We start from the raw sequence: 10,774 nt of genomic DNA, 5'->3' as shown, positions 1-10,774 counted from the left end.
CGAGACCGCCGCCGCCGAGACCGCAGGGGCCGTGGTGACGCCGTCTTCGCCGGTCGCGGGCATCTGCACCAGGGTTTTCAGCGTCTCGATCGCGCTCTCGCTGCGGCCGCGCCCCATCAGGATCGCGGCGCGGATCGACTGCGCCAGCGCCTCCGTGCCCGGGGCCGACGATGCGGCAAGCCGGTCCGCGATGCGATGGGCGAGCATCCAGTCGCGATCGGCCAGCGCCAGATCGGCCTGCCTCTTGAGCAGTCCGGGGCTGTCCGGGGTGACCGCCACGGCCTCGGCCAGAACCGTCCGCGCGGCGCTGGCGCGGTCATGCGCGAAGAGGAAATCGACATAGCGGATCGCCTCGGGCGCGGTGCGCCCCGCCGCATCATAGGCCTGGCTGAAGCGGCCCATCGCCAGATCGGGGGCACCCTCGCGCAGGTCGGCCTCGCCCAGCAGGGTCAGGGTCTGCGGATTGTCGGGGGCCTGCTGCAGCGCGCTGCGCAGATCGGTGATCGCCAGATCGAGGCGATCCTCCTCGATCCGCCACGCCGCGCGCTGCTGCAGGGCAGGGACGTTGGTCGGATCGGTCTTCAAGATGGCCGCGATCTCGGTTTTCGCCTTGTCGCGCTGCCCGTCATGGTCGAGCATCCGAGCGTAAGCAGAGCGCAGCTGGCGCATCTCTTCGCTGTCGGGATGACTTTCGATCAGCGTCTGCATCCGCGTCAAAGCCGCCGCCCGGTCACCGGCCTGAAAATCCAGATCGGCCCGCATCGCGGTGAAGATCGCCTCATTCGACTGGCCCTTCGACTGCGCGATGAGCGAGTCGAGTTCCGCCCGCGCGGCCTCGGCACCTTTCGCGCGGGCCAGAAAACGCACGAGTTCCAGATAGCCGCCCGTCTGCTGGTCTCGATCTGTCGCGAGCTTGCGCAGGAAACGCGCCGCCCCCGCCGGATCGTCGCGCAGCACATACCATGCGATGAGGGCCGTGCGGGTTTTCGGGTCTTCCGGGAATAGCCCCTGCATCACTTCGAGCTGCGCGCCGATTTCTGCGTTCGCCCCACGCTTTGAGATCAGTTCCAGCTTGAGAACCTGCAACCGGTATTGCGCCGGATCGCGGGCCAGCGCCGCATCGAGCGCGGCCAGCGTCGCGGCGTCGTCGCCTTGGGCGTTGCGCGCGTCGATCAGCACATGCCAGCCGGTCAGGACCTCGGGATGTGCCACGGTCAGAGCCTTGGCCTGCGCCGCGATTTCGGACTGGCGGCCCGTGTCGCGCGACAGGCTCGCCTGCCGCAGATCGAGTGCGAGCTGCACCGCCTGCGCGCCGGGATCGTCGGGCGCGAGTTCCAGCACCGCGTCGACCTGTTTTTGCGCGCGTGGCAGGTTGCCCGTGCGCAGCGACAGCTCCGCAAGGATGCGATGCACCTCGACCGTCTCGGGATATTGTTCGAGCAGACGCAGATATTGGCTGAAGGCTTCCTGCAGACGTCCCTGCGCCAGAAGCAGATCGGCATAGGCGCGCCGCGCGGCCTTATGGGTGCCGTCATATTCGAAGACGTTGCGCAGCTCGACCATCGCGCGGACGGGATCGCCCTCGGCCAGAAGGGTCTGGGCCGATTGGTAATGGGCTTCGGCCTTGTCTGCGTCACTCTTGCAGCCGCTCAATGCGAGTGCGGCGCAAAGCGCGAAAAAGCTCGCGCGCGCATACTGGTATCGGGGCATCTGTCTTGCCTGCTCTGCTACTGCGCTCTGACTGGCGCTTGGCAGAAAGGCTAGCTGCTCCGACGTCATCTATAAAGAGATTTGAACAGCGCCCCCCTGTCTAAATAGCCAGTTTTCCTAGGAATAGACGCGTTTTTGCGACAGTTTCGCCTCAGCCACTCGCGAATTGCTCACGAATTCTTGCGTAAGGCGGGGAGATGCAGCTTACTGGCGCAAACAAATCCCAGAGGCCAAAGGCCCGGTACAGGCATGAACGAAATCTACACCGAATTCTTCGGGTTGGCAGAGCGTCCCTTTTCGTTGCTACCCGATCCCGATTTCCTGTTCTGGTCTCCAGAGCACAAGCACGCGGCGACGATGCTCGAATACGGGCTGTTCTCGCGCGCGCCGATCACGTTGATCACCGGCGAGGTCGGGGCGGGCAAGACAACGCTGCTGCGTCACCTGATGGCGACGATCTCCGAGGATGTGACCATCGCGCTCGTGTCGAACGCCCGGGGCTCGCGCGATGACGTGATCCGCTGGATCATGCTCTCGCTCGGCCAGCGGGTGGAGGCGGGCGAGGATTACGTCCTGATCTACGATCGGTTCCAGCAGCTTCTGATCCAGGAGTATGCCGCCGGGCGGCGTGTAGTGGTTGTGATCGACGAGGCGCAGAACCTCGATGCGGGCGTGCTCGAAGAGCTGCGCATGATCACCAATATCAACGCCGACAAGGACGAGTTGGTGCAGCTGATCCTGATGGGGCAGCCGGAACTGCGCGACCTGATTGCACGGCCAGAGCTGCGCCAGTTCGCGCAGCGTGTGTCGTCCGGCTTCCATCTCGGGCCGATGCCCGCCGATTGCGCGCAGCCCTATATCGCCCATCGCCTGCAGGTCGCCGGTGCGACGCGCGAAATCTTCACCCCCGAGGCCGCGCAGAAACTGCACGCCCATTGCGGTGGCCTTCCGCGGCTGATGAACCAGCTGGCCGATCTGGGCATGGTCTATGCCTATTCGGCGCGTTCGGAGATCGTCACCGGCGAGATCATCGACAGGGTGATCGAGGACAACGTCTTCTATCTGCCGGTCGAGACCCAGCGCGCGAAGCCGCGCGTGATCGCGCCTGCACCCTCCGCTGCAGCAGCCGCTGAGGCAGCGCCCGCCTTCCTCCACAGGGGAGGGCGCTGATGCGGGAGCTCCGCTTCTACGCTGCCCTGTTTGCCCGGCGGATCCACTGGCTTTTGCTGGCGGTTTTGCTGGGCGCGCTTGTCGGTCTGGCGGCGGGGCGGATGATCACGCCGATCTACGAGGCCAAGGCGCTTCTTGTGGTCGAAGGGGACCGCATCCCGGACGGCCTCGCGGCCTCGACCGTGCGCACCGACACCAATGCCAAGCTGCAGGTGATCCGCAAGCGGGTTCTCTCGCGCGAAAGCCTGCTCGACATGGCGCGGCGTATGGCACTGTTTCCCGACCTGCGCACCGAGTCCGGCGCGCGCAATGCCGATGCGGTCTTCGAGGCGCTTCAGAACTCGGTCGAAATCGAGATCTCCGAGCAGAGCAAGTCGCGCTCCGCCCCGAAAGACGCGACCTTCATGACGGTGTCCTTCCGCGCTGGCGCCCCCGCTCGCGCCGCGCGGGTCGCGAACGAACTGGTGACGCGCATCCTCAAGGAAGACAGCGACATCCGCACCAAGGCCGCCCGCGACACGCTCGATTTCTTCTCGCGCGAGGTGGATCGGCTGGAGGCGGAACTGGCGAAATCCTCCAGCGCAATGTTGCAGTTCAAACAGGAGAACGGCGACGCGCTGCCCGAAGAATTGCCGCTGCTGCGTGACCGTCTCGCCGCTGTGCAAGCGGGCACGGAGAGCCGTCTCGCGCATGTGAACGAGACCGAGACGGAGATCGACCGGCTGGTGCGCCTGCGCGAAGCGGCGGGGCGTGTGGTCGACCGCGACGCTATCTATCCGCCCGCCGCGCGCGAACTGTCCCGGCTCGAGGCGCAGCGCGACGCGCTCAAACCGCTGCTGCCCGCCGATGACGCGCGGCTCGCGGCGCTGGGCGCGCAGATTCAGGAATTGTCGCAGCAGGTGGAACTGCCGCTGCCGAAAGCCAAATCCGCCTTCGAGAGTCGTCTGTGCGAATTGACCGATACGCTTTTCGTGGCGCAGGCCGCAGGCGATGCCGCCGATCTGAAAATCGCGCAACTCCGCGAGGCGATTGCGAAAGTGCCCGCCAACGCCTCGGCGCTCGAGGCGCTGCGCCGCGATCACGACAATCTCGCCGATCAGTACGACAGCGCCGTGAAAGCGCGCGCCGTGGCGGAGACGGGCGATACGATCGAGTCGCTGGCCAAGGGCGAGAAGTTGACCGTGATCGATCAGGCGGTCGCGCCGGGCGAGCCGGTGAAGCCCAATCGCAAAACGCTCGCGCTGGCAGGAGTCGGGGTGGGGCTGTTGCTCGGTCTCGTGGCGATTGCGCTGCGCGAATTGCTCAGCACCGGCATCCGCCGCCCCGAAGACCTGCAGCGCCATCTGGGGATCTCGGCTTTCGCGACGCTGCCTTATCTGAGCACGCCCGAAGACATGCGCCGCCGTCGTCGTAAGGTTCTGGTCTCCGGCTCCATGGTCGGCGCGGCTTTCGTCGCGGTCGTGGTGCTGTTTGGCGCGTTCTACATGCCGCTCGACCGGCTGTTCTGAGGCAAGGAGGCGAGAGATGGCGGAAAGATTGCGAGACGCGATTGCCAAGGCGCGCGCCGCCCGCACGGGCCGCGCGGCCTCCGAGCCTTCGGTCCGGGCGCAGGTCGCCCCCGGCAGCGATGGCATCACGGCGGGCGCGTGGCAGGCGCTGACGCCGATCGCCCCGAATTTGGGGCGGTTGCGCGGCAAGCGCATCGTCAGCCCCGATGGCAGCGCCGAGAGCGCCCCGATTGACCTGATGCGCACCAAGATCGTGCAGCAGATGCGGGCCAATGGCTGGCGGCGGCTCGCGATCACCTCGCCCTCGGCGGGCTGCGGGAAGTCGACCGTCGCACTCAATCTCGCGCTGAGCCTCGCACGGCAGCAAGAGCGGCACACGCTGCTCATCGAGGCCGATTTCCGCAAGCCCTCGCTGTTGAAGCTGCTCGACGCGCCGCGTGGGCCGCAGATCTCCGAAGTGCTTGGCGGGACGGCCGAGTTTGCCGATCACGCGTTGCGGCTGGGCGGCAACCTCGCGATTGGGGCGAATAGCAAGCCGGTGGAGACCCCGGCCGAACTGATCCAGTCGCGCCGCGCGGCGGAGGCGCTGGAGCGGATCGAGACGATCTACGCCCCAGACCTGATGATCTTCGACACCGCGCCGGTGCTGGTCAGCGACGATACGCTCTCGCTCGCCGCCCATGTCGATTGCGTGCTGATCATCGCCGCGACCGAAGAGACCACGATTCAGGAAATCGATATCTGCGAGCGCGAGCTGGCCGAGCGCACCAATGTGATGGGCGTCGTGGTCAACAAATTCCGCTTCGCCGCCCCCGAATACGGCTACGCCTATGGCTACGGCTACGGGGCCGTGACGGAGGAGGACTGAGCGGCCGACCGCTTTGCCTTCCGTCATGCCCGTGCCATATAGCTTCGGTAAGCGCGCGGCCCCCGCCTGCGGGGGCTCTGACCGCGCCAAACCCTGCTGACGAAAGGCCGCCATGACCCGCATCATCTCTTCGCTGTCCGAGATTTCCGATCCCTATGACGCGCTGTTTTGCGACCTCTGGGGGTGCCTGCATAACGGGGTCAAGGCGTTTCCCGCGGCCGTCGAGGCGCTGCAGGCGTATCGTGCGAAGGGCGGCAAGGTCGTGCTTCTGACAAATGCTCCGCGGCCCGCGAAATTCGTGATGGAATCGCTCGATAAGCTGGGCTGCCCGCGGGACGCCTATGACCTCGTCGTCTCCTCCGGCGATGCCGCGCAGGATGCGATGTTCGCGGGCGCCGTGGGCAAGAAGGTCTGGCATCTGGGCCCGTCCAAGGATGACGGGTTCTTCACCGAGGTGCCCGAGGAATGGCAGGGGCAGGCCGAGATCACCCGCGTCGATTTCGACGAGGCCGAGGGCATCGTCTGCACCGGTCCCTTCGACGAGGTGAACGAAGTCCCCGAGGATTACCGCCCGAAGTTCCTGCTCGCGAAGATGCGGGAGCTGCCGATGCTTTGCGCGAACCCCGATATTGTCGTCGATCTGGGCGACAAGCGGATTTACTGCGCCGGCGCGCTGGCTGCGCTTTATGAGGAAATGGGTGGCGAGGCGATGTATTTCGGCAAACCCCATCCGCCGATCTACGATCTCGCCCGGCGCAAGCTGAGCCGTCTGGGCGGTGCGGAGGATGCACGCATCCTCGCCATCGGCGACGGGATCAATACCGATGTGGCCGGCGCTGCGGGGGAGGGGATCGATTGCCTCTTCATCTCCAGCGGTCTGGCGCATGATCAGTTCGGGGCCGATCCGCAGAACCCCGATCCCGAATTGCTGCGCACCTGGCTGGAGGCGCGTCAGCGCGACCCGCTCTACACGATGGGTCATCTGACCTGAGTGGAGTGTAAAATTCAGGCGGTAACTTTGTTGCGCCTTTTGTCGTGTTAGGGTAAAAAAGTTGCGCAGGCGTCTTGCCTGTGCTCTGCCGCATGTGCTATGCCGCAGTGCAACATAAACTTCCGGCTGGGACCTATGGATATGCTCGACAACCTGCCCCGTGGCACGATCTGCATCGAAGATCTGGAAATCGGCATGGTGCGCTACCTCCGCAAGGAGGTCACCGACCGCGACATCGAGATGTTCGCGGAGGTCTCCACCGATCATAATCCCGTCCATCTGGACGATGCCTATGCGCAAGACACCATTTTCGAGGGTCGAATCGCGCATGGCATGCTGACCGCGGGGCTGATCTCGGCGGTCATTGGGGAACAGCTTCCCGGTCACGGCACGGTCTATCTGGGCCAGTCGCTCAAATTCATGGCCCCCGTGCGCCCGGGCGATGTGGTCTATGCCGAGGTGAAGGTGACGGCGATCGACCATTCGCGTCGCCGTGTCACGCTTGAAACCCATTGCGCGGTGGGCGATACGGTGGTCGTGAAAGGCGAGGCGCTGGTTCTGGCGCCCTCGCGCAAGTTCGACTGACCCGGCGACCTCGCCGGAGGGCGGGGTGGATGAAACGCTTGACCACTTGGAAATCGCTGGAGAAATCCGCGCGCGGGGCCTCCGTCGCGATGGGCAATTTCGACGGCATCCATCTCGGCCATCAATCGGTGATCGATCAGGCACGTGGGAAAGATGCGCCGCTGGGCGTCATCACCTTCGAGCCGCATCCCCGCGAATTCTTCGCAGCCCGGGCAGGCAAAACGCTGCCGCCGTTCCGGCTGATGAACCCCGAGGCGCGGGCCAACCGGCTCGCCAAGCTCGGGGTCGATCGGCTCTATGAGCTGCCCTTCAACGAAGAGCTGGCCGATATGAGCGCCGACGCTTTCGCCCGCGAAGTGCTGGCCGAGGGGCTGGGCGTGACCCATGTCGCGGTGGGCGGCGATTTCCGCTTCGGCAAGGGGCGCGAGGGCGACACGGCCATGCTGACGGAGCTGGGCGCGAAATACGGCTTCGATGTCACTGTCGCACCGCTTCTGCATGTCGAGGGGGTCGAGGCGTCCTCGACCGCGATCCGCACCGCGCTGGCCGAAGGCCGCCCCGAGGATGCCGCCGCGATGCTGGGCCACCTGCACCGGATCGAGGGCGCGGTGCTGCATGGCGACAAGCGCGGCCGCGATCTGGGCTATCCGACCGCGAATATGTCGATGGCCGGGCTGCATCTGCCCAAGCTCGGCGTCTATGCGGTGAAGTTCGACGTGCTGACCGGGCCGCATAAGGGCAGCTATACTGGGGCTGCGAGCCTCGGCGTGCGCCCGATGTTCGGCGAGAATACCCCGAACCTCGAAACCTTCGTCTTCGATTTCAAAGGTGACCTCTACGACGAACATGTCTCGGTCGCGCTGGTCGAATTCCTGCGCCCCGAAATGAAGTTCGACGGCGTCGAGGCGCTGGTCGCGCAGATGGATGCCGATTGCGCCCGCGCGCGGGAGATACTGGCTGAACGCTGAGGGTCGCGCCCGACCTCGGGTGGGCGCTTTATGTCGTCAGTGGCTGGGCGCTTTATCTCGCAAGCCCGGCGGACGCTTGAGCCTACGACGGCATCGCCAATGCGCCCTCCCGGGGGGAGGTCGGGCGCGGCCCGGGGCTGGTCGCCCCGCGCCAAGAGCCATCGGTCTGCCCGTCCCGCCATGTCCAAATCGCAGATCCGCTCACGATCCGCCGATCTGCCCTTTCCATTTCCCCGCCGCTGCCCCATTTTCCGCGCCATGACCAAACTGCGCCCCGAGTTCTGGAAACTGCCGCTGAAAAAGCTCACCGCCCCCGAATGGGAGGCGCTGTGCGATGGCTGCGGCAAATGCTGCCTGAACAAGCTCGAATACGAGGATACGGGCGAGGTCGTCTTCACCCGCGTCGCCTGCCGGCTTCTCGATGGCGAGAGCTGCAGTTGCACGCAATATGACATTCGCCACCAGTTCGTTCCCGAATGCGTCACGCTCAGTCCCAAGACGATCCACAAGATCGCCTATTGGATGCCCGCGACCTGCGCCTACCGGCTGCGCTTCGAAGACAAGCCGCTCCATGACTGGCACTACCTGATCTCGGGCTCGCGCGAGACGGTCCATGAGGCCGGGGAAAGCGTGCGCGGCTGGACCGTGCCCGAATTCGAAGTGCCCGAAGACGAGTGGGACGAATACACGATCGAGGATCTCTCATGAATTTTGCCTCCGACAACACGTCCGGTGCCCATCCCGCCATTCTCGAGGGCCTCATGGCCGCGAATGAGGGGCATGTGCATTCCTATGGCGACGACCCGATCACCGAAGGCGTGCAGGCGAAGATCCGCGAGATTTTCGAGGCGCCCGAAGCGCGTGTCTATCTGGTTGCGACCGGCACGGCGGCCAATGCGCTCTCCTGCGCAGTGCTGACCCAGCCCTGGGGCGCGATCTTCTGCCATCGCAACGCCCATATCGAAGAAGATGAATGCGGCGCGCCGGAATTTTACACGAACGGCTCGAAACTGGTTCTGGTCGACGGGCCGGATGCGAAGATGGACCCCGACGCGCTCGCGCGCACCATCGCCCATACCGGGCGGGGTGGCATCCATAACGTGCAGCGCGGCATGGTCTCGATCACGAACTCGACCGAGGCAGGCGCGGTCTATTCGCCCGAGGATGTCAAAGCGCTGACCGATGTCGCTCGCCGCTTCCATCTGCCCGTGCATATGGACGGCGCGCGCTTCGCCAATGCGCTGGTGTCCGCGGGCTGCACCCCGGCGGAGATGACGTGGAAGGCGGGCGTCGACGTGCTCAGCTTCGGCGGCACGAAGAACGGCTGCATGGGCGTCGAGGCGGTGGTGATCTTCGATCCCAAACGCGCCTGGGAATTCGAGCTGCGCCGCAAGCGCGGCGGTCATCTCTTCTCGAAACACCGCTTCCTGGGGGCTCAGATGCAGGCCTACCTGGCCGATGATCTGTGGTTGAAGACCGCGCGCCATGCCAATGAAATGGCACGCAAACTCTCGGAAGGCATCGGCCAGATCGAGGGCGCGAAACTGATCCACCCGACGCAGGCCAACGCGGTCTTCGCCGCCCTGCCGCGCGGGGCGCATAAGCGTGCGAATGCGGCGGGGGCCTATTACTACCTCTGGCCGTTCGACCAGTCGCTGGAAGGGCCCGAGGACGAGCTTCTGGCCGCGCGACTGGTCTGTTCCTGGGCCACGACGCCCGAGGAAATCGACGCCTTCCTCGGTCATCTGGCGTAATCAGCGCCGCCCCCTCAACGCCGCCCGGGCAGGTCGCGAAACGCGATCTTCTCGGGCGGGCCGTCCCATTCTGGATGCTCCGCCTGCGCGGCCTTCAGCGCCCCGCGGAACCTGCGGATCGCCCCGAGGCCCGGAATGCGCGGGATATGCGCCAGTTCCCAGTGAATCCCGTTGATCGGATCGTCGAAGAACACCGCGTAATATCCCGGCGCATAAACGGGATATTCCTGCGGGGCCTCCGTCACCGACAGCCCGCGAGGGATCAAGAAATCGCGGTGAAACGCATCCACCTCGGCGCGTGACTGCGCCCAGAGCGCAATGTGATGGATGCCCACGGCGCGCGCCTCGTGATCCAGTTTCTCGCCCGAATGCGCGGGCTGAATGCCGATATAGGAATGCGGCATCGGGAAGCGCGCCATGTAATAGGTGGAGCGATAGCCGATATCGAGCGTCCAGAAGCTCTTATATCCAAGCCATCCGAACATCGCATCGTAGAAGGCGATCGACTTGTCATAGTCGAGCACCGAGAATTCGACGTGATTGACCCCGCGCCAGCGCATGAGCGGCCTCCTCCTGATGGTCTTCACCCTAGAGGAGCCGCGCGACGGTGCAATGTCGCCTCACGCAGATGGGATCGGGTAGGGCGGGTGCCACGGTCGCGCAGGGCCCGCCTGCCGCACTGTTGCGGGCGAGACCTCGAAGAGCACCAGATGGCTTAGATCGGGGCGTGAGCGCGAGGCGTAGAGCAGCCCCTGTGCGCCACCTTCGCGTGCCCGATCCGAGAAGCGCCAAGTGGGCGAGGGCGCGCCGCTCGCTCTCCCATCTTGCCAGACCACAGACGCCGCCGCCTGATCGGGCGTGCCGCGCAGGTCGTCCATCGCTTCTGTAATGATCTCCAGCGGCACGATCATCCGCGGCGGGTCAGTGGTCCGCACATAGCGCCGGAGCGCCACGGCAGCCCCTTCGGCACTCAGTGAGGCATAGAGCGCCACCTGTCCGGAATAATGAAACCGGCCCTCCGGATGGCGGGCCGGTTCGCAAGCCGCGTCGGCACGGTCGGCAGAGAGGATCCGCCAGACCGTGCCGTGAAAAGGGATCACTCGGCTTCGCCCTGCTCGGCGAGGAACTTCTCGGCGTCGAGCGCGGCCATGCAGCCCATGCCGGCGGAGGTGACCGCCTGACGATAGGTGTGATCGGTCAGATCGCCCGCCGCGAAAATG

At 65.4% G+C, this 10,774-nt stretch carries 11 protein-coding genes; 8 read left to right on the top strand and 3 right to left on the bottom strand.

The annotated features are described in order from the left end of the window. A partial coding sequence (locus B3D39_RS11045; RefSeq protein WP_286789683.1) for a tetratricopeptide repeat protein occupies window positions 1-1,710 on the bottom strand: 1,710 nt, incomplete at its 3' end. 249 nt (window positions 1,711-1,959) lie between these two features. Between B3D39_RS11045 and B3D39_RS11040 the strand changes: the two genes are divergently transcribed. The 8 genes from B3D39_RS11040 to B3D39_RS11005 all read left to right on the top strand — a co-directional run bounded on the left by B3D39_RS11040 (window position 1,960) and on the right by B3D39_RS11005 (window position 9,554). Then, window positions 1,960-2,880, top strand: a complete 921-nt coding sequence (locus B3D39_RS11040) for an ExeA family protein (RefSeq protein WP_274963450.1) — start codon at window positions 1,960-1,962, stop codon at window positions 2,878-2,880. Continuing rightward, window positions 2,880-4,388 carry a hypothetical protein gene (locus B3D39_RS11035; protein ID WP_274963449.1) on the top strand — a complete coding sequence of 503 codons (1,509 nt, stop codon included), beginning with the start codon at window positions 2,880-2,882 and terminating at the stop codon, window positions 4,386-4,388. The genes B3D39_RS11040 and B3D39_RS11035 overlap by 1 nt, the downstream gene beginning before the upstream one ends. Before the next feature lie 16 nt (window positions 4,389-4,404). Further along, a complete protein-coding gene (locus tag B3D39_RS11030) occupies window positions 4,405-5,256 on the top strand; it encodes a CpsD/CapB family tyrosine-protein kinase (protein ID WP_274963448.1) in 852 nt (283 codons plus the stop codon). Between the two features lie 112 nt (window positions 5,257-5,368). Beyond that, window positions 5,369-6,247 (top strand): TIGR01459 family HAD-type hydrolase, encoded by an 879-nt coding sequence (locus tag B3D39_RS11025; RefSeq protein ID WP_083075136.1) that lies wholly within the window; start codon window positions 5,369-5,371, stop codon window positions 6,245-6,247. Window positions 6,248-6,388: 141 nt separating this feature from the next. Then, window positions 6,389-6,832 carry a MaoC family dehydratase gene (locus tag B3D39_RS11020; protein ID WP_075774735.1) on the top strand — a complete coding sequence of 148 codons (444 nt, stop codon included), beginning with the start codon at window positions 6,389-6,391 and terminating at the stop codon, window positions 6,830-6,832. 29 nt (window positions 6,833-6,861) lie between these two features. Continuing rightward, window positions 6,862-7,800 (top strand): bifunctional riboflavin kinase/FAD synthetase, encoded by a 939-nt coding sequence (locus B3D39_RS11015; RefSeq protein ID WP_274963447.1) that lies wholly within the window; start codon window positions 6,862-6,864, stop codon window positions 7,798-7,800. 258 nt (window positions 7,801-8,058) lie between these two features. Next, a complete protein-coding gene (locus B3D39_RS11010; protein ID WP_075774736.1) occupies window positions 8,059-8,508 on the top strand; it encodes a YcgN family cysteine cluster protein in 450 nt (149 codons plus the stop codon). Then, window positions 8,505-9,554 (top strand): threonine aldolase family protein, encoded by a 1,050-nt coding sequence (locus tag B3D39_RS11005; protein WP_274963446.1) that lies wholly within the window; start codon window positions 8,505-8,507, stop codon window positions 9,552-9,554. The genes B3D39_RS11010 and B3D39_RS11005 overlap by 4 nt, the downstream gene beginning before the upstream one ends. Window positions 9,555-9,568: 14 nt before the next feature. Here B3D39_RS11005 and B3D39_RS11000 read toward each other — a convergent pair whose 3' ends face one another. Next, complete coding sequence (locus B3D39_RS11000) at window positions 9,569-10,114, bottom strand: VOC family protein (protein WP_274963445.1); 546 nt, start codon at window positions 10,112-10,114, stop codon at window positions 9,569-9,571. 60 nt (window positions 10,115-10,174) lie between these two features. Further along, entirely contained in the window at window positions 10,175-10,654 is a 480-nt protein-coding gene (locus B3D39_RS10995; protein WP_274963444.1) for an RES family NAD+ phosphorylase, read from the bottom strand. Window positions 10,655-10,774 lie beyond the last annotated feature (120 nt).

Source organism: Thioclava sp. UBA3469 (genome assembly GCF_002378135.1).
In the GTDB taxonomy this organism is placed as follows: domain Bacteria; phylum Pseudomonadota; class Alphaproteobacteria; order Rhodobacterales; family Rhodobacteraceae; genus Thioclava; species Thioclava sediminum.
This window is presented reverse-complemented; position numbering and strand designations above follow the sequence as displayed.

Bases quoted from the DNA above. Each gene is read 5' to 3' on its own strand.
- B3D39_RS11040 (WP_274963450.1), top strand. From the start codon at position 1,960: ATGAACGAAATCTACACCGAATTCTTCGGGTTGGCAGAGCGTCCCTTT.
- B3D39_RS11035 (WP_274963449.1), top strand. From the start codon at position 2,880: ATGCGGGAGCTCCGCTTCTACGCTGCCCTGTTTGCCCGGCGGATCCAC.
- B3D39_RS11030 (WP_274963448.1), top strand. From the start codon at position 4,405: ATGGCGGAAAGATTGCGAGACGCGATTGCCAAGGCGCGCGCCGCCCGC.
- B3D39_RS11025 (WP_083075136.1), top strand. From the start codon at position 5,369: ATGACCCGCATCATCTCTTCGCTGTCCGAGATTTCCGATCCCTATGAC.
- B3D39_RS11020 (WP_075774735.1), top strand. From the start codon at position 6,389: ATGCTCGACAACCTGCCCCGTGGCACGATCTGCATCGAAGATCTGGAA.
- B3D39_RS11015 (WP_274963447.1), top strand. From the start codon at position 6,862: ATGAAACGCTTGACCACTTGGAAATCGCTGGAGAAATCCGCGCGCGGG.
- B3D39_RS11010 (WP_075774736.1), top strand. From the start codon at position 8,059: ATGACCAAACTGCGCCCCGAGTTCTGGAAACTGCCGCTGAAAAAGCTC.
- B3D39_RS11005 (WP_274963446.1), top strand. From the start codon at position 8,505: ATGAATTTTGCCTCCGACAACACGTCCGGTGCCCATCCCGCCATTCTC.
- B3D39_RS11000 (WP_274963445.1), bottom strand. From the start codon at position 10,114: ATGCGCTGGCGCGGGGTCAATCACGTCGAATTCTCGGTGCTCGACTAT.